General features: G+C 47.8%; 23 protein-coding genes, 1 tRNA gene and 2 pseudogenes. 15 read left to right on the plus strand and 11 right to left on the minus strand.

Annotated elements, in window-relative coordinates:
- The first annotated feature begins 46 nt into the window (after positions 1 to 46).
- Genes ON05_RS22650 through ON05_RS22660 form a run of 3 tightly spaced genes read left to right on the plus strand, consistent with a single transcriptional unit; the run spans position 47 to position 1,108 of the window.
- Entirely contained in the window at positions 47 to 358 is a 312-nt protein-coding gene (locus ON05_RS22650; protein WP_010469216.1) for a hypothetical protein, read from the plus strand.
- A gap of 55 nt (positions 359 to 413) precedes the next feature.
- Complete coding sequence (locus ON05_RS22655; RefSeq protein WP_010469218.1) at positions 414 to 725, plus strand: carbon dioxide-concentrating mechanism protein CcmK; 312 nt, start codon at positions 414 to 416, stop codon at positions 723 to 725.
- Positions 726 to 781: 56 nt separating this feature from the next.
- Positions 782 to 1,108, plus strand: coding sequence for a carbon dioxide-concentrating mechanism protein CcmK (locus tag ON05_RS22660; protein ID WP_010469221.1), 327 nt, complete (start codon positions 782 to 784; stop codon positions 1,106 to 1,108).
- Between the two features lie 26 nt (positions 1,109 to 1,134).
- Here ON05_RS22660 and ON05_RS22665 read toward each other — a convergent pair whose 3' ends face one another.
- From ON05_RS22665 to ON05_RS22680, 4 genes are all read right to left on the minus strand, one after another.
- On the minus strand, positions 1,135 to 2,007 hold the full coding sequence (locus ON05_RS22665; protein WP_010469223.1) for a DMT family transporter: 873 nt from the start codon (positions 2,005 to 2,007) through the stop codon (positions 1,135 to 1,137).
- Positions 2,008 to 3,006: a beta-ketoacyl-ACP synthase 3 gene (locus ON05_RS22670; RefSeq protein WP_010469225.1), complete on the minus strand. Its 999-nt coding sequence runs from the start codon at positions 3,004 to 3,006 to the stop codon at positions 2,008 to 2,010.
- A gap of 2 nt (positions 3,007 to 3,008) precedes the next feature.
- Positions 3,009 to 4,043 (minus strand): phosphate acyltransferase PlsX, encoded by a 1,035-nt coding sequence (plsX, locus tag ON05_RS22675; protein ID WP_010469227.1) that lies wholly within the window; start codon positions 4,041 to 4,043, stop codon positions 3,009 to 3,011.
- A 299-nt stretch (positions 4,044 to 4,342) separates the two neighbouring features.
- A tRNA-Leu gene (locus ON05_RS22680) sits at positions 4,343 to 4,424 on the minus strand.
- A 223-nt stretch (positions 4,425 to 4,647) separates the two neighbouring features.
- Here ON05_RS22680 and ON05_RS22685 point away from each other — a divergent pair.
- Positions 4,648 to 5,901 (plus strand): DUF445 domain-containing protein, encoded by a 1,254-nt coding sequence (locus tag ON05_RS22685; RefSeq protein ID WP_071826332.1) that lies wholly within the window; start codon positions 4,648 to 4,650, stop codon positions 5,899 to 5,901.
- A gap of 179 nt (positions 5,902 to 6,080) precedes the next feature.
- Positions 6,081 to 7,082 (plus strand): ABC transporter ATP-binding protein, encoded by a 1,002-nt coding sequence (locus ON05_RS22690; RefSeq protein WP_010469231.1) that lies wholly within the window; start codon positions 6,081 to 6,083, stop codon positions 7,080 to 7,082.
- On the opposite strand, the gene ON05_RS22695 is transcribed toward ON05_RS22690, so the two are convergent.
- The 3 genes from ON05_RS22695 to ON05_RS22705 form a co-directional block, all read right to left on the minus strand.
- Positions 7,079 to 7,888, minus strand: a complete 810-nt coding sequence (locus ON05_RS22695; RefSeq protein ID WP_010469233.1) for a Stp1/IreP family PP2C-type Ser/Thr phosphatase — start codon at positions 7,886 to 7,888, stop codon at positions 7,079 to 7,081. The genes ON05_RS22690 and ON05_RS22695 overlap by 4 nt on opposite strands.
- 131 nt (positions 7,889 to 8,019) lie before the next feature.
- Positions 8,020 to 9,750 (minus strand): AarF/ABC1/UbiB kinase family protein, encoded by a 1,731-nt coding sequence (locus tag ON05_RS22700; protein ID WP_010469235.1) that lies wholly within the window; start codon positions 9,748 to 9,750, stop codon positions 8,020 to 8,022.
- A complete protein-coding gene (locus tag ON05_RS22705) occupies positions 9,750 to 10,067 on the minus strand; it encodes a DUF6825 family protein (protein WP_010469246.1) in 318 nt (105 codons plus the stop codon). Before ON05_RS22705 ends, ON05_RS22700 begins: the two co-directional genes overlap by 1 nt.
- Before the next feature lie 340 nt (positions 10,068 to 10,407).
- Here ON05_RS22705 and clpS point away from each other — a divergent pair, with 340 nt between their 5' ends.
- Entirely contained in the window at positions 10,408 to 10,689 is a 282-nt protein-coding gene (gene clpS / locus ON05_RS22710) for an ATP-dependent Clp protease adapter ClpS (protein ID WP_010469247.1), read from the plus strand.
- A 150-nt stretch (positions 10,690 to 10,839) separates the two neighbouring features.
- Here clpS and ON05_RS22715 read toward each other — a convergent pair whose 3' ends face one another.
- Positions 10,840 to 11,148 carry a DUF4878 domain-containing protein gene (locus ON05_RS22715; protein WP_236618828.1) on the minus strand — a complete coding sequence of 103 codons (309 nt, stop codon included), beginning with the start codon at positions 11,146 to 11,148 and terminating at the stop codon, positions 10,840 to 10,842.
- Positions 11,149 to 11,284: 136 nt separating this feature from the next.
- On the opposite strand from ON05_RS22715, the pseudogene ON05_RS22720 reads away from it, so the two are divergent.
- Positions 11,285 to 12,373, plus strand: a pseudogene (locus ON05_RS22720) (ISKra4-like element ISAcas2 family transposase).
- A 116-nt stretch (positions 12,374 to 12,489) separates the two neighbouring features.
- Here the strand turns inward: ON05_RS22720 and ON05_RS22725 are convergent.
- The gene (locus ON05_RS22725; RefSeq protein WP_262562307.1) at positions 12,490 to 12,834 is read right to left on the minus strand and encodes a hypothetical protein; all 345 of its coding nucleotides are present in this window, start codon (positions 12,832 to 12,834) and stop codon (positions 12,490 to 12,492) included.
- A 180-nt stretch (positions 12,835 to 13,014) separates the two neighbouring features.
- Positions 13,015 to 14,346 (minus strand): 16S rRNA (cytosine(967)-C(5))-methyltransferase, encoded by a 1,332-nt coding sequence (locus ON05_RS22730; RefSeq protein WP_010468262.1) that lies wholly within the window; start codon positions 14,344 to 14,346, stop codon positions 13,015 to 13,017.
- 190 nt (positions 14,347 to 14,536) lie between these two features.
- Between ON05_RS22730 and ON05_RS22735 the strand changes: the two genes are divergently transcribed.
- From ON05_RS22735 to ON05_RS22760, 6 genes are all read left to right on the plus strand, one after another.
- Positions 14,537 to 15,070, plus strand: a complete 534-nt coding sequence (locus tag ON05_RS22735) for a hypothetical protein (protein WP_010468260.1) — start codon at positions 14,537 to 14,539, stop codon at positions 15,068 to 15,070.
- A gap of 419 nt (positions 15,071 to 15,489) precedes the next feature.
- Entirely contained in the window at positions 15,490 to 15,681 is a 192-nt protein-coding gene (locus tag ON05_RS22740) for a hypothetical protein (protein ID WP_139025579.1), read from the plus strand.
- Between the two features lie 109 nt (positions 15,682 to 15,790).
- Positions 15,791 to 16,447: a Uma2 family endonuclease gene (locus ON05_RS22745; RefSeq protein WP_010468256.1), complete on the plus strand. Its 657-nt coding sequence runs from the start codon at positions 15,791 to 15,793 to the stop codon at positions 16,445 to 16,447.
- A 97-nt stretch (positions 16,448 to 16,544) separates the two neighbouring features.
- Entirely contained in the window at positions 16,545 to 17,294 is a 750-nt protein-coding gene (locus tag ON05_RS22750; protein ID WP_010468254.1) for an ABC transporter ATP-binding protein, read from the plus strand.
- On the plus strand, positions 17,294 to 19,912 hold the full coding sequence (locus ON05_RS22755) for an ABC transporter permease (RefSeq protein ID WP_010468252.1): 2,619 nt from the start codon (positions 17,294 to 17,296) through the stop codon (positions 19,910 to 19,912). The genes ON05_RS22750 and ON05_RS22755 overlap by 1 nt, the downstream gene beginning before the upstream one ends.
- Positions 19,913 to 19,914: 2 nt before the next feature.
- Entirely contained in the window at positions 19,915 to 21,045 is a 1,131-nt protein-coding gene (locus tag ON05_RS22760; RefSeq protein WP_010468251.1) for a lipocalin-like domain-containing protein, read from the plus strand.
- Positions 21,046 to 21,083: 38 nt separating this feature from the next.
- Here the strand turns inward: ON05_RS22760 and ON05_RS22765 are convergent, their stop codons facing one another.
- Complete coding sequence (locus ON05_RS22765; RefSeq protein ID WP_010468249.1) at positions 21,084 to 21,497, minus strand: YHS domain-containing (seleno)protein; 414 nt, start codon at positions 21,495 to 21,497, stop codon at positions 21,084 to 21,086.
- Between the two features lie 282 nt (positions 21,498 to 21,779).
- Between ON05_RS22765 and ON05_RS22770 the strand changes: the two are divergent.
- Both ON05_RS22770 and ON05_RS22775 read left to right on the plus strand, forming a co-directional pair.
- Positions 21,780 to 23,168, plus strand: a pseudogene (locus tag ON05_RS22770) (ISKra4 family transposase).
- 16 nt (positions 23,169 to 23,184) lie between these two features.
- A complete protein-coding gene (locus tag ON05_RS22775; RefSeq protein WP_010467863.1) occupies positions 23,185 to 24,039 on the plus strand; it encodes a LysR family transcriptional regulator in 855 nt (284 codons plus the stop codon).
- Positions 24,040 to 24,056 lie beyond the last annotated feature (17 nt).

Genomic DNA, 24,056 nt, shown 5'->3' on the forward strand with positions numbered 1-24,056 from the left:
AGAATGATGACCAGTCTAACCTAGACCTCACTTTCGAGATAGTCCTATGAATTTGAGTCGTTGGCTGCAGTTTATGGGCAATGAGCCTTCTAAACAATCACTGTCTAAACTAGAAGCAGATTATATAGGCTGGTGGCAAACTCTTAGAGATGATCCTGATCGTCCTGAAGAAATTTGCACTTGTCTTTGCCATACAGGAGGCATCGTGCATTGCAAACCCTGCTGTATCAATTGTCCAACCTGTCATTTACCGATTCGAGAAGACTTTTTTGCAGATCATCCTTCTCGCTGTGGTCAATATTTAGGACCACAGAATAAGAACCATGACATTGACGAGGGCTATGACTATGAGCGGTAGAACGATTGAGGTATAGTTTGTACTGCGGGTAAAGGGTTAGCACCGGAGAAAAACAATGCCAGTTGCCGTTGGAATGATTGAAACCTATGGATATCCGGCTGTTTTAGCAGCAGCAGATGCCATGGTCAAAGCCGGTCGGGTGGCCCTAATGGGGTACACGAGCTGCGCCAGCGGTCGCTATGTTATCTCCATTCGTGGACCTGTGGCGGAAGTAAAGCGGGGCATGGAGGCAGGTATTGCCGCTGTTGAAGGGATGCCTGGTTCAGCTAAAGTTGAATCCCACTATATCGTGCCAAATCCCCCTGAGAATATTGAGGCGATTTTGCCGATTGATTACTCAGAACGTTCTGAACCTTTCCGAACGTGAAGTAAGGGTTAGAACGAGCGCTAAGTTGTACATTATTATCTTTGAGGAAAGTCGGAATGCCACAGGCAGTTGGGTCACTGGAAACGAAAGGATTCCCCCCCGTATTGGCGGCAGCAGATGCCATGGTCAAAGCAGGGCGAGTGACCTTAGTCGGTTATATTCGGGCGGGAAGTGCTCGGTTTACGATCAATATTCGCGGGGATGTATCTGAGGTCAAAATGGCTATGGATGCCGGTGTGGCAGCGGCAGAAAAAACACCAGGTGGTGTTTTGGAGACTTGGGTGATTATTCCTCGTCCCCATGAAAATGTGGAAGCAGTCATGGACATCGAATTCGGCGATGAGGTAGAAGAATTCCGCCGCGCAGTTGAAGGTCTAGCCTGATCCTGGGGAAGAGTCAGTTCTCCCAACTAGGAATTTTTAGGTGTAAACAGATCATTTGCGATCGCAGTTCCTAACAGCACCAATCCACATCCAATTCCCATCGATACCGTCACGATTTCTCGTAGCGCTAATGCTCCCCAAAGCATGGCAAATAAGGGAATCAGGTAAGCGACGGTCAAAGTTTTGCTTGGCCCCATAGCTTTGATCAAGTGAAAATAGAGCATCTGGGCCAGAACCGAAGACAGAATCCCCAAAGCAAAAACAGACAGGAGTGCTTTGGACGAAGGAATCTGGCTAGGTATGGAGAACGGAAGCAATGGCACCAGGCTCACCGCCGCACTCAGTTGGCTTCCCGTTGTTACAGCTAAAGCAGGAACTCCGGCAAACTGCTGCTGAATATAAGGGGCAGCAATGGCGTATAGCAAAGCCGCTAAAAGCCCCGCAGCAATGGCAATGCCTTGATTAAGGGTTAGGGGTATATCCTGCCAGCCCACTAAAAGCACTACCCCCAAAAAACCAACCACAAAGCCCACCAAGCGGGGCATGGAGAGTGTCTCCTGTAGCCACAGGACCACAATCCACAAGCCAAACAAAGGCGTCGTGGCATTCAAAATGGCAGTAAACCCCGAAGATAAGGATAAAGAAGCATAGGCTAACAGGCTGAATGGCAAGGCTGAATTTAAGATGCCCAGCAGCATCAAAGCCCGCCACTTGCGCTGAATCTGAGGCCATAGCCCTAATTTGAACACCAGCGGTAGCAAGGTCAGGCTAGCGATTAAAACTCTCAGTTCAATCAACCAAATCGGTCCCCATTCTGGCGCTGCAATCCGGGTAAACAGAAACGAACTACCCCAGATAGCGGCTAGCAGCAGCAGTTTAAGAAAATTGTGAACCGACAACTAGCGCTGCCACTGAAAGATAGCCGCGCCCCAACTCAAGCCTGCCCCAAACCCAGAGGCCGCAATCGTATCTCCAGGTTTAATATGGCCTTTGCGAACCGTTGCGTCCAGTGCGAGGGGAATCGTAGCGGCAGAGGTATTGCCATAGTTGGCGATATTACTAATCACCTTCTCGGCAGGCACTTTGAGGCGTTTGGCCACCGCATCGAGAATGCGCTGGTTTGCCTGGTGTAAGAGCAACCAATCAATATCGTCCGTTTTTAAGTCCGACTGGAAGAGGGCCTTCTCCACGACTTCAGGCACTCGATTCACTGCAAATCGATAGACTTCCTTCCCATTCATAGAAATAGGTTGATATGTCCCTTGACTAACATTAATTCCCCCAGTCAAGGGACGTGCCTCGCCCTGATATTGGACATTGAGGCAATCATGTAAACAGCCGTCGCTGTGTAAAGCAAAACCGAGGAAGCGATCGGTGTCATTAGCTTGGAGAACCACCGCTCCTGCTCCATCCCCAAAGAGGACACAGGATCGACGATCAGTCCAATCCACCCAACGAGAGAGCACATCAGCTCCGACCAGGAGGACATTGCGGTAGACGCCCGTGCGGATAAATTGGGCAGCCGTAATCATGCCAAACACAAACCCAGAGCAGGCAGCGGTGAGGTCAAAAGCAACCGCATGCTTTGCACCAATTGCAGCCTGGATTTGACAAGCACTGCCAAACAAATCGTCGGGGGTTGAAGTGGCCAGTAAAATTAGATCAATATCAGTGGCTTCCACTTGGGCCATCTCTAAAGCGTTTTGGGCTGCGATCGCACCCAGTTTCGCCAACGTATCATCTGGACCCGCGAGATGCCGAGATCGGATGCCCGTGCGACTGGCAATCCACTCATCAGAGGTATCAACGATTTGGCTCAGACCATGATTATCCAGGGAAGTCTCAGGAGCAGCAGAGCCGCACCCAGTAACTGCCAATCCAGTGGCCATTTGCTGCACGTTTATTCTCCATTGGAGGCGGCTGTCACCGTCTGTTGATAGCAAGATTGAATACGCTGGGATACCTGATTATCCGCAGCCTCTTTTGCCAATCGAATGGCATTAAAGATTGAAGGCGCTTGGGAACTGCCATGGCTAATGATACAGACACCTGCAACGCCTAAGAGCAATCCTCCACCATGTTCTGCATGGTCCATCCGCTGTTTAATCCGACGCAGGTTGGGCTTTAAGATACCCGTCCCCACTTTGCCATGAATGCCTCTGGGCAACTCTTCTCGTAGTATTTGAAGGGCAACTTCGCCCACCGCCTCCGCAAATTTCAGGAGGATATTGCCAGTAAACCCATCGCAAACAATGACATCAAACTGGCCTGAGAGCACATCACGGCCCTCAGCATTGCCAATAAAGTCAACGTGAGGATTCTGTTCTAATAGTTGATAGGTTTGAACCGATACTTCATTGCCCTTACAGGATTCTTCTCCAATGTTGAGCAATCCCACTTTTGGCGCCTCAGTTCCTAAAACGTATTCGCTGTAGATGGTGCCCATGGTGGCAAACTGATCGAGAAATGCCGGGCGACAGTCTACATTTGCCCCAACATCCAGTACCAATACGGGTTTACCAGCAATGATGGTGGGGAAGACACCGCCAATGGCCGGTCGATCAATCCCTGGAATTCGGCCCAGTCGTAAGAGGGCGGCAGCCATTGCAGCTCCAGAGTGACCTGCTGAAACAACTGCATCAGCCTTCTTCTTTTTGACTAAATCCATCGCCACGTTGATCGAGGCCTTACGCTTGCGGCGAAGGGCACTGATCGGCTCTTCGTTCATCTCGATCAGCCCTTCAGAAGGGATGATTTCAACAGGGACGGAATCAGAATGGTTTTTGATGGAAGCTTCAAGACGGTCAGGATCACCGACTAGTAAGACATCTGCATCCAATTCTGCTTGGGCTCTTAAGGCACCAGCAACAATCTCATCTGGGGCATGGTCGCCCCCCATGGCGTCAATGGCAATACGTGCGCGAGTGGCTCCCATGTGGCAATCTTGTAGAATCTTTAAGTATTTTAACAGATTGTCTTAGTCTAACTTAACGGAATCCGCTTAAATCAAAGTTTGAAATGAAATGGCTTTCGTTAGGATGAAACGACACTTGCGATCGCAGACTAAATACACCTAAGGCAGTCAACACAGTTAATGCTTGGATGCTGACCCTACAGACATCCTATAACACTCCCATCCGGATTCAATAAAAACAACGCAATAAGTTAGCCACAACCTCAACTTTGCTGAAGCAGATGGATTACGCTCTATTGTTTCTATTGTTTGAGAGAGAATGCGGACGAAAGGACTTGAACCTTCACACCTTGCAGTACTAGAACCTAAATCTAGCGCGTCTACCAATTCCGCCACGTCCGCAAATTTGGCTTTATTATCATAGCGCAGCTTTTGGCGAGAAACAGAAGTCTACCAGAAATTCTGTAAAAAATATTGTAAGTAACCTGCCAATGTTGATTCAAGTCGCTATCTGCCAACCACAACTACCGAAACAAACTGCCAAAAATCGCCACAATTCAATCTATCTGCTCTCAAGATCGCACATGGATTGATTGAGGGTAAGCTTTTGTTCAGAGGGCACTATTTGTGCATTGATGAGGCGAACAGATTGGACTGGTCTACCCTTGGCGTCGTAATAGTGCCACCCATTGCTGGTGGCATCATTGGCTATTTCACCAATGACCTTGCCATTTCAATGTTGTTTAAGCCCTATCGAGCCATCAAGATAGGCGATCGTCGGCTTCCTTTTACTCCAGGGCTTATTCCTCGCAACCAAGAACGGTTAGCCCAAAAGGTATCTGATGCAATCACGACCTCCTTGCTAACCCCAGAAGAGTTACAAGCCATTGCCCAGCGATTGTTGCAAACTGAACGGGTACAAGGCGCTATTTTTTGGCTACTCCAACTTGCCTTAGATCAAGTCAAGTCTGATACGGGTCAAAGGACCGCCCAAATTTTAGCCAACATCCTTAGGGATTTTGCCGATCAATCCTTACCTCGCATCATTGTGGCCCTAGCCCGTCGCGAAGATTTTCTCCAAGATCAGCTGGACCAAGTGTTCGATCAAGTACTCCTGGACTTACAACTGACAGATGACCAAGCCCAACAGCTTGCCAACTGGATTATTAATGTTGTAGTACCACCGGATACCCTACGACTACTGCTGATTGACTTCCTGACCGACCGCAATATTGCGATTTTGGATCGCGATCTACGCACCAAAACCAGTGGAACCTATTGGTTAGTCGCCAATGTAATGGGAGTCCAAAATAGCTTAGTGAAATTGCGGACCTTCTGTATCGAAGAGAAATTAGCGTGCAACGCCATAGTGGCAGAATTGCTGACATCCCTGGGAATTCGTCAACGGTTTGTCGAATGGCTAGCCAGTTTATCGCTACAAAACCTACCCGTTCGCACCGTGCGACAGCTCCGGCAGCAGTTTCGTGAAAGCGTACGAGGATATACCCAAAATAAAGGAATTTCCGTATTGCAAAACCTTGGGACTTCTGTAGATTGGGATGAAACCGCCATGCTAATTGTCAAACGATTGCAGACTTCTGAAGTTGTTACAACATCTCTCAAAGACATCAGTGAAGATTTAGCCTTGATCTTGGAGCGATACTTGGAACGTGATTTAGAAATGATTGTGGTGAAAGCCCTGCCCATTTTAAATCTGGACCAGGTGATCATCGATCGCGTCAACCACACTGCCCCAGAGGATTTAGAGGCAGCGATTCAGGGCATTGTCAAAACAGAACTCCAAGCCATCGTCATTTTAGGAGGGGTCCTGGGAATTGTAATTGGATTATTGCAGTCCTTAATTCTGTTATTTTCCTGACAAACAAGGCAACCCATCTCGATAATCTGAGACAGGAAACGTTCTACAACAAGATGTCATTTTCTGTTTGAAGTGCGGCTAGGTTTAAGAGTCAATCAAAACTAGGGAAAGATAAGGGAAGATTTTATGTTGTCTATTCATCTACAAAGGTTGATCACCTTTTTGCATTCCCAAAAGTCATGAATTCTGAACCTAAAGTCACACCTACATCCGACCATCCTTCATCCCCTGAACAGGCCGAACAGCAACCCATTATTCAAACCTTTAGTTTACGGAAGACCTATCGCACTGGCTTCTGGATGAACAAAACCGTCACCTCCCTGCAGCAATGCAGTGTTCAGGTCATGGCTGGTGAGACATTTGGTCTACTGGGACCTAATGGTGCAGGGAAAACCACTTTATTAAAGATCCTCTTAGGTCTTGCTAAACCCTCTGCAGGTAGAGGGTTCCTATTGGGCAAGCCTTTAGGGGATCGGTCAGCCAAACAGCATATTGGATACCTGCCCGAGAATGCCTACTTCTACGACTATTTAACCGGGTGGGAATTTCTCAAGTATGCGGCGGGTTTGTTTCAAATCCCCGAAAAAGTCCAAAAACGACGCATTCCAGAACTATTAGACATGGTGGGATTAGATCGTAAAACTGCCAAGAAAAAGCAAATGCGACGCTATTCCAAGGGGATGCTGCAACGGGTGGGTATGGCCCAAGCGTTGATCAATGATCCAAAACTCGTCTTTTTAGATGAACCCATGTCAGGTCTCGATCCTATGGGGCGGTATCAAATGCGGGAAATTATTCTGTCCTTAAAAGAGCAAGGCAAGACCGTATTCTTCAATAGCCATGTTCTGTCCGATGTGGAAGTGATTTGCGATCGCGTCGCCATACTGGCTTTGGGAGAGCTAATCTGCGAAGGCACCCTGGATCAACTATTAGGTGCAAACACCCAAAACTACCAAGTCAAAGGGAGAGGGGGTAGCTCAGAAGTCCTTTCAGAAGTCCTAATCGATTTTGAGATGCAGGCCGAGCAATGGCATGGCCAGCTTCAAGGCGATCCACAAATCTTTATTTCCAAACTAGACAGCATGGGAGGCACGTTGATGGAGATGAAACTGATGCGACAATCCCTAGAAGACTTCTTTATCCAACAACTCCGGCAGCGAGGCATTCAAAAAAGCCGCTAAGCTTCGTTAAGGTCACCCGTAGGGTCATCGTCCATAGCAGGCGTATCAGCCCAGCTCGAACTTTCCTCTTCTTCACCATCGCCTAGGGCAACAAGCACAACAGTGATATTGTCTTGCCCGCCTTCGTCTTTCGCCGCTTCGACTAAAGCATCTACAACCGTCTCGCAGGGGTGTTTGACCTCGAAGAACGGCGCAATTTGCTCATCCGCCAGCTCTTCTGTTAAGCCATCACTACAAAGCAACAACTGATCGCCAGATTTGACATCAAGGGGTTGGATGCCGATTTCATCAAGCTCTTCACGTCCCAAACATTGGGCTAACACATGACGCCAAGGGTGGCTTCGCGCCTGATCCTTCGTCAACAAGCCAGATTTCACGGCTTGAGAGATCCAGGTGTGATCCTCTGTAATCTGTGCTAACTGGGATCCTCTCCATCGATACAACCGCGAGTCACCAATATGAGCACACCAAGGTTGGCCTTCTGTAGGGAATAAGACCACTACAACGGTTGTTCCCATGTCAGCCCGTTCTGGGAAGTCTTTTTGATTCTGGATAATATCTTGATTCGCTTTCAGTAGCGCTTTTTTCAATAAATCTGGTGGATTAAGCTGGGCTTGCCAATTTTCCACCAAAAACTTCTGGATGGTTTCAGCAGCTATCCGGCTCGCTTCTTCGCCACCTGCATGGCCCCCCATTCCATCCGCCACGATAAAAAACCGGCCTTCGGGTTCATCAATCCGGTAAGAGTCCTGGTTCGCCTTACGGACTAACCCTTGATCACTAAGGCCTGCAAACAGACGTTTCATATTAGTTTCAACGATTCTATAATTCCTCTACTGTGATTACCATCTGCTTCAAGTTAGGAAGATGATATAAAGCCTCAGACATTCAAATAGTGTAGCGAAAAAAGCACCTTTCCTGATTTGCCTATAAAATGCTACAACATTCGTTCAAAACTGTCATAACGTTTCATTCTTAATAACAGCCGCAAGAAGACAATAGCAGCGACGCTGGCAGCTAGAGCTGCAATCGCAGCCAGCCACACGTACTTATTCACCAGCAAAATCGTTGCAGAGAGCGTAAAAGTACCAATAAGCAAGGCGTAGTTGGTTCCCATATGGGTTAAATTCAGCCGCCGCAAAATCCGGTCTGTTTCCACTGAGCGTACCCGCATCCGGAGGTCACCCTGCTCTAACTTGTCCAGGGTATCTTCCATTCGTCGGGGTAAGCCCAAGGCAGTATTACTAACCTGGGCAGCCTGTCGCCCCAACTCTCCCAACAGATCACCATTTTGATTATTCGAAAATCCACCGTTGGTCATAAGTTCTGCTGCAAAGGGTTCTGCAACCTCCATAAAGTTAAACGTAGGATCTAAACCCCGCCCCACCCCTTCTAAAGTGGAAAAGGCCCGCATGACAAATGTAAACGTTGCGGGGAAACGAAAGGGTTGATCATAGGCAATCTCAAATAGATCATCGCCAATTTGAGCAACAGACTGCTTATCAAACGGCTGCCCCATAAAATTATCCAACATATATTGGATCGAGCGCCGGATCGGACCCATATCATCTACAGGTAATAGTGCCCCCAAATCGATCAAAGAAGCAATTACTTTATTGGCATCTTTTTGGGCAAACCCGAAAAACGTCTTTAGCAGCTTCTCCCGGGTCAACGTCGTAATCTGGCCCATCATGCCAAAATCATAGAAAATCAACTTTCCATCTGAACTCACGGCCAAGTTGCCAGGATGAGGGTCAGCATGGAAGAACCCATCCGTTAAGAGCTGATAAAGATAGGCTTTGGCACTCAGCTGGGCAATTCGCTTTCGATCGATACCCGCAGCATCAATGGCATCATAATTACTAATTTTGAGACCTGGAACATACTCTAAGGTCAGCACTCGGGGCGTTGCATATCGCCAAAAGACTCGGGGCACATACACCCATTCTTGCGACCGAAAATTGCGTCGAAACTGATCCGCATTGCGGCCTTCATTTAAATAGTCAATTTCTTCATAGAGGATTTTGCAGCATTCTTCGTAGATGCCCAGCCAGTCTCTTCCAGGCCCCCACTTGGGGTGGTTTTGAAAATAATGGGCAATGCCTTTTAAAATTCTCAGGTCAATATCAAACAGCTTTTTGAGACCCGGACGCTGAATTTTGACAACAACTTCTTCCCCGGACTGCAGTTGAGCACGGTGAACTTGACCTAAGCTCGCCGCAGCCAGAGGAACGGGATCAAAACTGCAAAATAACTCTGGAATAGTACGGCCAAAGTCCTTCTCAATAATTCGTTCTACAATCTCATAGCTAAAGGCCGGTACACGATCCTGGAGCTTGGACAGCTCTTCGACATACTCCGCTGGGAATAAATCCGCACGGGTTGAAAACAATTGTCCAACTTTAATAAAGGTGGGTCCTAGATCGAGTAAAGTCTCTCGGATCCAGATGGCTTGCTTTCGTCGTCGGGTCGCTCGCTTGTCTTCGGTCATCCCTCCGACATAACTCCAAGACTTACTCAACCACCACCTAGAGCTAAGCAGCTGCAGCACAAAGGCCCAAATATCCAGGAAACGACGTTGCCGAGAATAGCTTTCTCGATTCCAGCGATAGGCTTTGCGATTTTGTTTTGGGAAGGTCAACTCAGAGGATGAAACTGACACAGGCACTAACCAGAATGGCTGCGGTAGTTTTGCAGAGCTGAACGGAGCTGGGCAATTTCTGCCCGTAACTCATCAATAGTCTCTTGTAAATCACCAGAATTAGCGGTACTGGAAGCCGACGAGTAGCTTTGAGGATTGCGAGCTGCTTCTGAATCAGCTCTTTCCCTGACCTGATCGGTGAAATGACGGATTTTTTCCCGTTGCTCAGCATCAAACTTTCCCACATTGCTGAGGGTATCTGTTAGTTGATGCTCTAGCTCTTCATATAAAACTTCAGCAGTAGCTCTACCCAAGAAAAATGCGCGGATTAAAGGGTTGGTCATGGGATAGTTACATTACGATGGCTTCGCAAAAATTATAACTTGCCTCTTTGCACTCCTGCTCTAACTTGAACCCATAGAATCATCCTGCTGTAGATGAATTCAGACAAAAGCTGGAGAGGTACACCCTCAACCGTCAAGACTATCCGAAAGAAAAAATATGGAAAACCTTTTGAATTGATGACAAGGGAGGGGTTACTCCGAATAGGTTTCAAAGTTAAAATAGAGTTGTAAATCAATACCTTGTCGAATACCGTTCAGATTCAAGCGAACACTGCAGAAATTCTGCAGATGTTTTAAAATTCTGCTGATGTTATTCAATCCCTACTTGAGCTAAACGACGATGTCTGTTGAAACACTTGAAAAACGCTCTACAGGCCGAAAGCTGGCACCAAAGTACCGTGTTTTGCTCCATAACGACGATTTCAACTCAATGGAACATGTCGTCCAAGTGCTGATACAAACCGTCCCCAATTTAACCCAGCCCCAAGCGGTCAGCGTGATGATGGAAGCTCACACCAATGGCATTGCCCTCGTGATTACCTGCGCCTTCGAGCATGCGGAGTTCTACTGTGAAACGCTTAAAATGCATGGTTTAACGAGCACCATAGAGCCTGATGAGTAAGCAAATTTTAGGACGGTAACTAGGGTGAAGCTGATATCTCAGCCCTAGTTACCATCGCAACACAAAATTTTCTATCCTGGCCAATGGAATGCTGTCTTCATCCGTGGTGCAACATCCAATTAGAAGGTGGCATTTGTTGGTATTACCAGTCTATTCACCACTAACCAAATACCAACGCCCCTCTTTTCTGACGAGAAAAACTTTCCCATCCTCTTTGCCGTCTTCGTTGTTAATACTCACCGTTGCTTTGTCGCCATTGATTTGCGACTGAGCCAAGCTTCCTTTAGAAATATCTGCAGAAAAGCGCGCCTGTGCTTCCTTTTCTGCATCCGCTAGATCGCATATTTTTTGAATTCCTTGATCGGCCTCTGGAGCACATAACCCTCTTAATTCTTCAAAGTTTTTGGAGGTTGCAACATCAAAAACTTTTTGAACAACCCTTTCAGGGGTTGAGTGCACCCCATGATCTGCACAAGCCGTTATCAGTAATACTCCCAATAGCGAACCTAGCCGTTGCATAGCCACCCTCCCGGGAGCGTGTCACTTCTTTGAGAGGAAAATGATAATTGATCTTAGATGATCCCTCTTATTGACTATGACACCAGAAGAAGAACAAGAATTCAATGCTTGCGTCACACGCATTTCAGAACTGCTGTATCAAGACTCCCAATCCCAGTCTCTGCCCATGAAGACTTTGGCAGAGATTGAATGCACCGTTCGGACTCAACTGCAAACTCATGTGTCGCCTCAAATGGGTCTTTTTTATCGACCAAGTTAGCCCGCCAGATGTCGGAGAATATCGACGGACCTTAAAAAGCATTCTGGGCAAACTCAACCTCACTCGGACCCAAGCAACAGCCCTCAAGGTCAAGCCCAACAGTCAGTTAAGCCCCTACTTAGAGATGTGCGCCCTGCGTATTAGTGCCAATGTTTCCTATGCCCATGCATCAGAGGATCTAGCAGTTTTAACGGGTATCACAGTCAGCTCCAAACGCAGCAGCGTCTCGTTCATCGTCAAACCTTCAGTCCACCCTCTTTGACGCAAGGAGTCACTCAGCTCAGCTTAGATGGGGGCAATATTCGGTTGATTACTCCAAAAGGGGAACCCTGCCACTGGCGTGGTTATAAAGCAGTTCGCATCAATGGCGATAGGGTTGGCTTGGCCTACTATCAAGACCATACTTCCCTCTGCCTGGCGGTGAACCGCTTCAGATTTGCTGCAAGGGTTTACTGTCTTGGGGATGGTCATGTTGGGATTTGGAAGCTTTACCGACAGATGAGACTGCCAACTCAACAGGAGCAGATCCTAGACTGGTTCCACTTGATGGAGAATTTACATAAAGTCGGTGGGTCACTCAAACGGCTGCAGCAAGCTGAAACCTTTTTGTGGAGAGGGAAGATTGATGAGGCCATCGATTTGTTCTGTGGTTTGAGCAAACCTCAGGCTAAACGGTTCTGTCAGTATTTGCGAGACCACCGAGAGCGGATTCCCAACTATGGTTACTATCAAGCTGAGGGAATACCCATTGGCTCTGGTGCCGTTGAGTCGCTTGTTAAGCAAATTGACCGAAGGACAAAGATTTCAGGTGCGCAATGGCAAGAAAAACATATCCCCAAAGTCCTAGCTCATCGCTGTGCCTATCTCAATCGACAACTTGACTCTATTTTTCTCCTGAAAAAGTGACACGCTCCCACCCTCCCTCATACGTCATCGATCTCCAGCCCATCAGTTTCAAACCTGGTTCCACTAATATTCAGGGTGGAAATCAAGAAGCTTAATCCGTCCAGCAAGGCTCAATACTACTCTTGGAAACGCTGCAAATACCAATTGCCATTTTCCTGAATGAGTTCAAATTCAAGGGAATTTTTTTGGTTAGGACGCATGACAGCTTTTACCGTTGCCGTATAACCGCTAAATTCGGTACTTCCTCTTATTTGTGCAGTCAAGAAGCGATCAACAAACTTTTCTTTTTGGTCAGGCTGAGCTTCAGAAATTTCGCAGATAATGTTAGCCGTGGTTTCTGCCTGGGGGGCACACAAAGGACTGAGTTGCTGAAGGTCTTTTGTTTTTGCCGAATCGAAAATTCTTTGAATTACACCTTCAGGGGTAGATTGAGTACCGCCCTGACAGGCGGTCAGGGTCAATAGTGAGACCAATAATATGAGCTTTCTCAGCATGAGGTTGAGGCTCGAAAAAGGGCGTATAAATCACTTATGGGGCAGATTATACACAAAATCAGATTTCGAGACCTAAACGTAAAACCTAGTTTTGTGAAGTACTAATAACTAATATCAATCTGATTATCATTCATGGTCTTGCTCGTCCTATGCCTGTTGCAGAATGGCCATGAAAAATCCATCCATTTTTTTCTGATGGGGCCATATCTTGAGATTGCTTTGTGGCTCTGAAGTTGAAACCCAATCAATAATGGGCAGTTGGGCTTGCCATTGGGGCATTTGCGCTAGAAATTGGTCAATTATCTTTTCATTCTCTTGCGGATGGAGGGTGCAAGTGGAATAGAGGAGTGTCCCTCCTGACTTCACCCAACGGGCACTATTCAGGAGTAGGTCTAGTTGCAGGGTTGATAGGTCTTGAATATTGTCTGGGGTTTGACGCCAACGGGCATCGGCATGGCGATGTAAGGTGCCTAAGCCTGAACAGGGGGCATCCACCAACACATAGTCTGACAAGGGGATTTGGTCCGGAAGTTGCCGACTGTCCCCGGTCCAAATCTGGACTGCATCGATCTCTAAGCGTTGAAGATTTTGCTTTAGCTTGCGTAGACGAGACGGGGTGCGATCGCACGCCCAAATCTCCCCACGATTCTCCATCAACTCCGCCATATGAGTGGTTTTACCGCCGGGTGCCGCACAAACATCCAGGGCAATGGCTCCCGGTTGAGGATTCAGCAGATGCCCCACGAGCTGAGCGCTAGCCTCTTGCACAGTCCACAACCCCTCCTGAAAACCAGGCAGTTGGGGAATGGGACCGGATTTACCTTTGATTCTGAGGGCTTGGGGTAAATGGGGGAGGGGCGTTGTGGTGACGCCTGCTGCTGCGAGTTGCGATCGCACCGATTCACGATCGGTCTTTAGAGGATTAATCCGCAAATCGATATGGGGAGGCTGGTTGCAGTAGTCGCACAGCTTTTTCGTCTCTTCGGAACCAAGTTGATCATGCCAAACCTGCACAATCCAATCAGGATAGCTATACAAAATCCCTAGACGCTGAATGGGATCAGGGGGTAACTCTAGAGGGTCATTCAGGTTGGCTGCTGCCCGTGTATATTGCCGGAGCAGTCCATTAACGAACCCTGACAATCCCGACAGTTTATTCTGTTTCGCTAACTCCACGGTGGTAAAAATAGCGGCAGCATCAGGAATATGGTCGAGAAAGCGCAGTTGATAAAGTCCCAGATGCAATAAGGTGCGCAAATCAGGAGGCTGCTGGTGGGCAGGCTTTTTGGCAAATTGGTCAATCAGCGCATCCAGAGTCCGTTGGCGACGAACACTACCATAAAGTAGCTCAGTCAATAGGCGGCGATCAGCATCAGCTATCGTTTTCGGCATCACCCGACTAAGGGCAACGTCTGCATAGGCTCCTCGATGGACTGCTTTGAGGCCTTGATAAGCCAGTTGTCGAGGATTGGGGGTCATTCAGTACTGGTGCAGCAACTGGCCTCATTGTATAAGGACTCAGGTTCCACAACTCAATCGCCAGTATGTCTATGTTGTGGAGCAAAATTCTGCACCATAACCGCTTCTTGCATCTAGAATCTTTACCTAGAGATGTCATTCATTATGTGTGTTAAAACCATAATCCAGAGCATGGATTTGTTCACAGAGAATGAGTATAGATTTTTGCATTGCCTGCAATGATTGCTACGAATATCTAGAGTTGCATAAATGGTTTCCTGATGACGACCTTTCTGAAAAATATCCATGTGATCTGAAACGTGGAAACTACAGTGGCTCCCCTACAAATAAGAATAAAGTAGAGAAAGCAATAGCCATATTCGAAACTGGGCTAAGACAAAAGTGCCCTGGCCATTGGATCGAAAATCTGGTCCCATATTTGCAGTCATTTATTGAAGCACATGATGGTCATTCCCTGTCCATATATAACGACTGTGGCGATATGCCGTGGGATTTTGCTGAGCCTGACTGGCACAAATGGAAAGAAATTAGAGGGCCAATGTCGTGCTGGGATGAAAACTTCAAAGACGTAGTTCTTCCTAGAAACATGATTGATGATTTAGATATTAGTACTTGGGAGGATGCACTAACTCATTACAAAAATAACTGTCTCGATATAATTGGCCCAGGGATACCCAATGAGCTCAAAAAAATCTTCAAAACTCATCTTGAGAGTTTGAAATAAGTAGTTGAACAATGCTGTAATCCCTATGAAGTTTTTTCGTCCAAATATATTGATACTTCGAGATTCAAGTTCGGTTAAGTTTTTCTGATTCACTTTTGGTGCTTGTTATTCTTTGGAGTACGGTTAAGCCTTGTGTGAATCGGATGTTCGCCGCTAGTTCTCATGTTATGTGGATTCCGGTCTGTGATTTAACCATGCGACGGACTGGATATTCTAATCACCTTATTAATTGGGCTATTTTTTTCATTCATGGGGGTTATCAGGATTCGTTATCCGGCTGTTCATATACACGAATACTTGTTACAGACATGGAGACTTCACTTTATAGATTACTCTGGCGAAATCAACTTATCGCTACTCTAAATGAGGTTCACCCGTTTGATTTTCCGTGGGTCTGTGCGAGATTCGTTGCTGAAGAAATGGATCCACAAATCTACCAGTTTCTTCAATGGATCGATCGCGAATCGAAAACGGAAGATGGGATTATTAATGATCCACCATTCCCCAACGAGTTACTGGATGATTGGTACATCGAGAAACCAGATGGCTCAAAGTCCGAAATAATGTTTCCTGTCTTTGATTTCTCGGATGGCACAGTCGAATGGCGATAAGGAACAAGTATAGCAATTTGGATATATTTTGCAACATTAAATTTGGGAAGCGGACAAAGAGTTTTGGTATGTACACTAAAGGCAATGAGCTATCAGGAGTCTGGAGACGATGCAAACTCAGCTACCTGTAACGGAAACCACCCAGACAAGTTCCGCTGAACAGCGGCTAACGCTGAGTAATGTTTCTTGGGAGACTTATGAGAAATTACTGAATGCCTTTGGCGAACATCGAGCCGTTCGACTTCACTATGACGAAGGAGTTCTAGAATTCATGGTTCCTTTAGAAGCCCATGAAAATCCGAGCGATATCATTGGAGCCTTTATCCGACGCTTAGTTGTGGATAGTGGCTGTGACATCAAAAGTATGGCATCCACGACATTACGCCGCAATGAGCTACAGAAGGGAGCAGAACCTGATAAGTGTTTTTATATTCAAAACGAATCCAAGGTGCGGGGCCGAGAAGTTGACTTAGACCAAGATCCACCGCCTGATTTAGTGGTTGAAGTAGACATTACCCATACTGATATTGATAAAAACAGGCTATATGCCCAATTGGGTGTGCCTGAGCTGTGGCGCTTCAATGGTCAATCGCTAACGATTTATCAGCTTCAAGGTGAACAATATCAGGAAGTTGAGCAGAGCCGTAGTCTGCCATGGATAAACAAGGCTTTGTTTTACGACTACCTCAATACCTGCAAGTCCATGGGAGAAGCCCAAGCGTTGCGTCAGTTATCCGCTTGGATCACCACACATCTGCCCCAGTAGACTTAGATATTCTCGAAATCAAACGCTTCTCCAACCTTGTTGCCTCAAAATGTTAACCTTTGTAAAGGATTTTCATTCTTATTCAGGTTAATTTACGATGGCTCGATCTTCTCCCCTGCAAGAAGCGGCTTCAGACAAGGGTTCTAGCGAAAGTCAACCCTTTATCCAATTAGAGAGACTGAGTAAAGCCTTCCAAGAAGGGATGGTTGACCGTCAGGTCTTGCAGGAGATTACAGCGACCTTTGCCACAGGTGAGTTTGTGGTCCTATTGGGTCAGAGCGGCAGTGGTAAAAGCACGCTCCTGAATTTGATCAGCGGCATTGAACAACCCACCAATGGAAGAGTCACCATCAACGCCACAGAATTATCTGCACTGAATGAACGAGACCGCACCTTGTTTCGTCGCGATCGCATCGGTTTTATCTTTCAGTTTTTCAACCTAATTCCTACCCTGACGGTGTTAGAGAATATCACCCTGCCCCAGGAATTAGCAGGCGTATCCCAGGCAGAAGTATCGGAAAAGGCGATCGCACTGTTGCAGCGGGTGGGTCTCGAAGATCGCGGCGATGCCTTTCCTGACAAACTCTCGGGGGGCCAGCAGCAGCGGGTGGCTATTGCCAGGGCCTTAGTCCATGACCCAATGCTGGTCTTAGCCGATGAACCCACGGGAAATCTGGACGAAGAAACGGGCAAGATTGTGCTGGATCTGCTGCTAGAACTGACCCGGTCGGCTCAGAAAACTTTGATTATGGCTACCCATAACCCCGAAATCGCCAAGCTGGCTGACCGGGTGGTACGGATGCAGGATGGTCATCTGGTGGAAGACACACGACTGGGGGCGGCCTGATGACCGCAGTCTTAGAACCTCAAAGAGAACCCCAAAGCTCCAATCGGCCTCTATGGCGAATGGCTTGGCGACGGTTTCAGCAGCGCTCCTTGCAATATCTTCTCTGTTTGCTGGGGGTGGCCTTGGGGGTGGCAATGCTGGTGTCTATCGACTTGGCCAATGGCTCAGCTCAAACTGCTTTTGAATTATCTACAGATGCGATCGCAGGTCGCGCTACCCACCAAATTGAATCCATTGCCCCTGCGGGTATTGACGAGTCCGTTTATCTGCAAATTCGCCAACAGGCGGGCCTGACTAAAACTGCCCCGATTGTGGATGGTTATGTTTTGGCCCCTGACTTGGGCAACCAGCCCATGCGCCTTGTCGGTGTGGATCTATTTTCAGAACCGCCTTTCCGTAATTACTTTGCCCCGGAGAATCAAACTGTAGGGTTGGCGGGACTGCAAACCTTTTTGACCGAACCCAATACCGTCGTTCTTTCCACGGATGTGGCTCGACGCTATCAGGTGGATTTAGGGGATACCCTGACCCTCGATTTAGCGGGGCGTCAAGTTCCAGTGCGGTTAGTGGGCAAGGTGCAGCCGGAGAGCGCCACCACCCAGCGAGCCTTAAGTAGCCTGATTTTTACCGATATTGCTACGGCTCAAGAAATTTTACAGATGGGAGGGCACCTTAGCCATATTGATCTGATTGCCGAAGCAGAGGGAGACTTGGATACGATCGCATCCCTATTACCAGAAGATGCCAGACTAGAAACCGCTGCTGCTCAAAAAAACGCCGTGCGGCAGATGACGGCAGCCTTCCGGTTAAACCTAACGGCCCTCAGCTTACTGGCCTTGGTGGTGGGTATGTTTTTGATCTACAACACCGTCACCTTTAGCGTGGTTCAGCGTCGTCCTTTATTTGGTGTGTTGCGCTGTTTAGGCACCACCCCCAGACAGCTTTTTACCCTGATTATGGGTGAAACGGCTATTCTGGGAATTCTCGGATCTTTTCTGGGGATGGGATTAGGGATTGTATTGGCCCGCAGTATTGTCGGTCTGATTACTCAAACCATTAACGACTTTTACTTTGTGGTCAGTGTGCAGCAGGTGGCAATCCCGCCCGTCTTGCTGGTGAAGGGAATGCTGATTGGCATCAGTTCTGCTCTGCTGGCCGCTTTGGTGCCTGCCATAGAAGCCATGCGCACTAGCCCCCAAACCATCTTGCAGCGCTCCTCATTGGAAAATAAGGTGCAAAAGCTTCTGCCCTGGCTTTTTCTCAGTTGGGTAGTGATTACAGTGATTGGCATTGGCCTATTGCGACTGAAAGCGGGATTAGTGGTGGCCTTTGCGGGGCTATTTGCCATTGTCCTGGGATCCGCTTTGCTGACGCCTCCCGTTACTGCTGCTTTGATGAAGTTGGTCCAGCCCCTTACCCAGTCCCTGGGAGTGTTGGGACGGTTGGCCCCTCGGGATATTGTTCGATCTTTGAGCCGGACTTCAGTTGCGATCGCAGCTCTAATGGTAGCGGTCTCAGTGATTGTCGGCGTTTCGATTATGGTGGGGTCTTTCCGGGTTACCGTGGTTCAGTGGTTGGATCAAACCTTGCAGGCAGATATCTATGTCACTCCACCCAGCACCAACGCCAACCGGGTCTTAGGCCAACTCGATCCAGCCGTGGTAGCCGAAATAAAACGCTGGCCAGGGCTAGATGATGTGGTCACCTATAACGATACCGATGCTACCGTCACTGCCTTTACCTATGGCGACAAGACCTTAGAGATCGAACGATCGATCAAACTAATTTCCGCTGAAGGCGACGTCTCCCACGGTCAACGCCCCTACTCCTGGCGGCAGAACGCCATTGATCCGTGGCCTGCCTTGAATCGAGGGGAAGGTGTGATTGTCTCCGAAGCCCTGCTCCTCAAAGCCAACTTGAGCGATCCACCCACCGCAATTACGATTGACAGTCCCCAAGGTCCACAGACCTTCCCCGTCTTGGCGGTGTTCTACGACTATTCCTCGGATCAAGGCACGGTGATTTTGGACAACGATCCGTTTATCCAGATTTGGGGGGACGAGGGTATCGCCTCTATGGGTCTCTTTACTACTCCCGATATTGACCTAGATACCGTAGTGGAGGATCTAAGGGAACGATATCAAGGCCGCACGGACGTGGTGGTCCAATCCACCCGCAGCCTTCGGGACGGCTCCCTAGAAATCTTTGATCGCACCTTTGCTATTACCCAAGCCCTGCGCTTACTAGCTGTGATCGTGGCCTTTATCGGGGTTCTGAGCGCCCTGATGAGTCTGCAGCTAGAGCGCACCCGCGAAATTGGTATTCTCCGGGCCACAGGTATGACGCCTCAACAGTTGTGGTGGATGACCTTGCTGGAAACAGGACTCATGGGCAATGTGGCGGGTTTTCTGGCCATGCCCCTTGGCTACGTTCTGGCCTGGATTTTAATCTACGTGATTAATGTGCGGTCCTTTGGCTGGACCCTACAAATGCAGCTCAATCCCAGCTATTTCTGGCAGGCTTGGCTAGTGGCCATTGTGGCTGCTTTACTGGCAGGGATTTATCCGGCTTGGCGATTGAGTCGAGTCACGGTGGCAAGCGCAATTCGGGAGGAATAATCATGCGGCGATGGCTTGGATGGGTAATCAGTTTTGTTCTCGGCTTATTTTTAATAGGCAGTCCCGCTTGGTCTATGGAACAGGGCACGGTGGAATGGGCTGCTCCCGCAGAGGTTCCTGAATTTCAAAAAGCAACTGCCCCGATCAAGCTCTCGTTTCCCAAGGACTTTGGCCCCCATGAAGACTACCAAACTGAATGGTGGTACTACACGGGAAATCTAGAAACGGAATCTGGACGGCCTTTTGGTTATGAGTTAACCCTATTTCGTCGGGGACTTACGCCTGGTTTAGCCGATCAACAGGGATCGGCTTGGCGCAGTAATCAAGTCTATTTCTCCCACTTCACCCTTAGCGATATTGAGAATCAACAGTTTTACCCGATCGAGCGGTTTAATCGCGGTGCCGCAGAGCTGGCTGGAGCACAGGCGAATCCTTATCGTATTTGGCTGGACGACTGGTCTGTCGAGGAAGAGCAGCCAGGACAGCTACAGCTCCATGCTCAAGGGCCAGAAGCAGAACTTAACTTACAGATATCCCTGACAGACCCTGTTCTGCAGGGTAATAACGGTTTTATTGTCAAAGGCACTGAGCCTGGGAACGCTTCCTACTATTACTCTGTCGTGCAGCAACCCACCCAAGGAACAGTCGTTATTGAAGGAGAACCATTCACGGTTTCAGGTTCTAGCTGGACGGATCACGAATTTGCCACCCGACCGCTGAGTCAAGGGACTCAAGGTTGGGACTGGTTTTCTCTGCAATTAGAAGATAGTTCAGCGTTAATGCTCTATGGTCTTCGTTCAATTGATGGCTCTGATTTACCAGAATCGAGTGGAACCTATGTTAATTCTGATGGTAAGGTGCAGCATTTGAATGGTGAGGATTATCAAATCCAAGTCTTGGATCGATGGACCAGTCCTAAATCTCGAACCCAGTATCCGTCCAAATGGGCGATTTCTGTTCCCAAACTCGATTTAGAGATACAGGTCGCACCCATGATGAATAACCAAGAGCTACTGCTATCTACAAAGTACTGGGAAGGAGCCGTTGGCATTTCTGGAACACAATCTCAACAGTCGATTCAGGGCAAGGGCTATGTAGAACTCACAGGTTATGATCGCGACCTAAATTTTTAAGGTGCCACACAAATCTCCAAGATTTTGAGCATTAGAGCTTAGTAATCGACAGTCGGATAAACCACCTTTAGATCATCGTTTTGCCAGTGCTGATTGGCATTGACTTTACGGGTTGCTGCATCTGACTCCCACTGTGGTTTTGTATTGCCTAGCTTACCGTTATAAAAGAGATACAGTTTGTCATCGTCTACAATGTAGCTGCTGGGATCAATAGGGAAGGTTTTACCCTCTGAAACCGCCACAGCACAGAATCCACCATATTGAGGTGCATATTTCGTGGGAGCTGCATCAAATGTGGCTTTGTTAGCTGTGCTACTGAAGTGATAAGTTGCACCTTCATAAGTCGTGGAAATTTCGGCACTCCCTTTGACAGGCTGGTTAGAAAAGTAAGACACAGGATCATATCCTTGAAGTGCAACCCCTGCTTCATTGAGGTTGAGTAGATGGGCCATGATTACCTCCTGATGTATACCTGATTTCTTGTAGTTAAAGGCTTATAGCTCTTATCGTCAGCTAATTACAGGGTCTGAGCAAGACGTTTTTTCAGATTGAACCTATAGACAATATCTATCGCGATGGATCTCTACCAAATTCGCTATTTCTTAACCATTGCTGATGTAGGTAATTTTACAAAAGCAGCTGAGCAACGGGCGTAAGCACAGAATCGGGGATGTATGGCTCAAAGAAAAACGGGTCAAGGACAATAGATCCTGTACCCGAATCAAAAACTTGTCATGAGCCTAACATCGCAATTGCCAACCGTACTAGAGCATCACGAATTTCTAGAACAGGTCGAAGCACTCAAAGAATCACCCAGCCTGAGTCAGATGGTTTATATCGTTCTGCAAATGGGTTTGTATTTGGCTCGATGGCTTCTGGAGGATGAACTCTCACGGCGAGCAAAAACAGTATTTGAATGGCCTAGGTGTAGCACCTGCGGAACCCGCTTGCACTCGAAGGGATGGGAATCTCGTCAGATGCAGACACTGGTGGGAAATATTTACTGAAAGCGACGGGTGGGTCGTTGTCCAAAAGGGTGTCCAGGTAGTCTATCAGCTCCTCTGGACCAATCCATTGGGATTACCTCTTACCAGCACAGCAGTAAAGAACTGGTGCGTCTAGGCTGCTTGTTAAGTCTATTTATGCCCTATGAACTGGCCAGTTGGATGCTGAGTCAGTGGAGTGGTTTATCCGTCAGTTCATCAAGCTTGTGGAATTGGGTGCAAGTCATGGGCAACAAAGCTTATCAGGAGCTAGAGGCTCAACTCAAAGCTCAAGCATCAGGTGAACAGGCTCCTAGTGAAGCGATTTCAGAGGTGTTGTCTGCTCTGCCTTTGGCCATTGCTGCTGACGGTGTGATGGTGCCCTTTCGCCCCACTCCGAAAACCCCCAAGGGAAAAATCCAGTGGCGAGAAGTTAAAGTCGCTATCTTAGCCCGCCTGGGAACACGGCTCACCCGAGCTAAAAGAGTGTCCCCAACTACTGCGTCGAAGACTGGTAGCAGTATTGGGCGATATCGACCAGTTCATCCCCTTACTGCAACTCGAAGCCCGCAAACAAGACTTTGAATCGGCCCCAAGCGTCATCTGGTTGAGTGATGGGGGGCGAGGCTTCTGGCGAGTCTACCGCACCTTGTTCTCTCACTGTGCTGTGGCAGTTCTCGATTTTTTCATGCAGCAGGCCATCTTGCACGAGCAACAAAAGTGATGTTTGGGGATGTTCGCTCTGCTCAAGCCCAAGCCTGGTTTCGGCGCTGGCGACACCAATTGCGACATGGGCAACACCTATTAGTATTGCGGTCCTTGACGATGTTGATTCACTCACAATTGTTTACGGGCAAATCTTTTACGACGTTGCTCCAGGTACAGGCTTATTTCCAGCGCCATCTGCGACACATCCAATATCGCCACTTTGAACAACTACAGATACCGCTGGGGTCAGGAATGGTCGAAAGTGCTTGTAAGTGGCTGATTCAACAGCGCTTTAAGGGGGTTGGTATGCGCTGGAGTGAGGATGGTTTCAATCATCTACTCATGCTGCGGCTTGCCTGGGTCAATCAACGGTTTGACTCCCTATTCCCAGGGGTAACCATTCCGAAGTCTAAGGCATCCCCGATCCATTAGCTACGCCCCTGAGCAACTGTTCGTTTCGCAGCCATCGCTCTCAGCGGGAATTAAGAAGCTCGAAAAGGAATTAGATGCAACGCTATTTGAACGAGGAGGACGAACAGTTCTATTGACCCCTGCAGGGCATCTATTCCAAGAAAGGGCACGAGCGATTGTGGCAGAATACCAGTCAGTGCGCCAGGACTTACAGCAACTTAAGGATAAGCCAACTCTCCGAATAGCTACTCTGCACTCAATCCGGGGAAACAGCATAGCTGAGTTAATTAGTAAATTCCACAAACAATATCCCAACGTTTTTATTGAACTTTGCAATGGGTGTCTTCCAGACCTTCAGGACTGGCTAGAGCAGGGCAAGGCTGACTTAGCGCTAACTTGGTTGCGTGAGCAGGATGATGATCAAAACTCCCAATTCTTGTTTCATCAGCCCTTAGCTCTAGCCGTTCCTAGCAATCATACTTTTGCCCAGATAAAAAGTGCTTGTTTAGCCGATCTAAACGAACAGCCCTATATCAAGCGACTAAACTGCGAATTCTGGCAACTTTATCCCAAACTCTTTGATCAAGCAGGTGTTATACCTCATATGGTCTATGCCTCTAATAATGAAGAATGGGTTATCTCACTGATCCAAGCAGGTGTAGGGATGAGTATCATGCCTGTTTGGGACGATCTAACTCATATCACCTACATACCAATGACTGATTTGAGTCTAAGCCGAACTATCGGCCTACAGTGGCGTCGTCAACAGAATTTCGATGTTGTTAACTGGTTCCGTAACTTTGTGGTCGAGCAAGACTGGCAGGTAGCTTGTTCATCGTTGTGCCAAAAAGCAGATATGCAATTAGACAAATCACTCCCAAGCCAAGAATAATCAAATACTTTCGAGCA

Origin of the sequence: Acaryochloris sp. CCMEE 5410, from assembly GCF_000238775.2 — a bacterium.
Lineage (GTDB): Bacteria > Cyanobacteriota > Cyanobacteriia > Thermosynechococcales > Thermosynechococcaceae > Acaryochloris.

Bases quoted from the DNA above. Each gene is read 5' to 3' on its own strand.
- ON05_RS22650 (WP_010469216.1), top strand. From the start codon at position 47: ATGAATTTGAGTCGTTGGCTGCAGTTTATGGGCAATGAGCCTTCTAAA.
- ON05_RS22750 (WP_010468254.1), top strand. From the start codon at position 16,545: ATGGCTCGATCTTCTCCCCTGCAAGAAGCGGCTTCAGACAAGGGTTCT.
- ON05_RS22760 (WP_010468251.1), top strand. From the start codon at position 19,915: ATGCGGCGATGGCTTGGATGGGTAATCAGTTTTGTTCTCGGCTTATTT.
- clpS (WP_010469247.1), top strand. From the start codon at position 10,408: ATGTCTGTTGAAACACTTGAAAAACGCTCTACAGGCCGAAAGCTGGCA.
- ON05_RS22730 (WP_010468262.1), bottom strand. From the start codon at position 14,346: ATGACCCCCAATCCTCGACAACTGGCTTATCAAGGCCTCAAAGCAGTC.
- ON05_RS22745 (WP_010468256.1), top strand. From the start codon at position 15,791: ATGCAAACTCAGCTACCTGTAACGGAAACCACCCAGACAAGTTCCGCT.
- ON05_RS22735 (WP_010468260.1), top strand. From the start codon at position 14,537: ATGAGTATAGATTTTTGCATTGCCTGCAATGATTGCTACGAATATCTA.
- ON05_RS22655 (WP_010469218.1), top strand. From the start codon at position 414: ATGCCAGTTGCCGTTGGAATGATTGAAACCTATGGATATCCGGCTGTT.
- plsX (WP_010469227.1), bottom strand. From the start codon at position 4,043: ATGGGAGCCACTCGCGCACGTATTGCCATTGACGCCATGGGGGGCGAC.
- ON05_RS22755 (WP_010468252.1), top strand. From the start codon at position 17,294: ATGACCGCAGTCTTAGAACCTCAAAGAGAACCCCAAAGCTCCAATCGG.
- ON05_RS22690 (WP_010469231.1), top strand. From the start codon at position 6,081: ATGAATTCTGAACCTAAAGTCACACCTACATCCGACCATCCTTCATCC.
- ON05_RS22660 (WP_010469221.1), top strand. From the start codon at position 782: ATGCCACAGGCAGTTGGGTCACTGGAAACGAAAGGATTCCCCCCCGTA.
- ON05_RS22695 (WP_010469233.1), bottom strand. From the start codon at position 7,888: ATGAAACGTCTGTTTGCAGGCCTTAGTGATCAAGGGTTAGTCCGTAAG.
- ON05_RS22765 (WP_010468249.1), bottom strand. From the start codon at position 21,497: ATGGCCCATCTACTCAACCTCAATGAAGCAGGGGTTGCACTTCAAGGA.
- ON05_RS22740 (WP_139025579.1), top strand. From the start codon at position 15,490: ATGGATCCACAAATCTACCAGTTTCTTCAATGGATCGATCGCGAATCG.
- ON05_RS22705 (WP_010469246.1), bottom strand. From the start codon at position 10,067: ATGACCAACCCTTTAATCCGCGCATTTTTCTTGGGTAGAGCTACTGCT.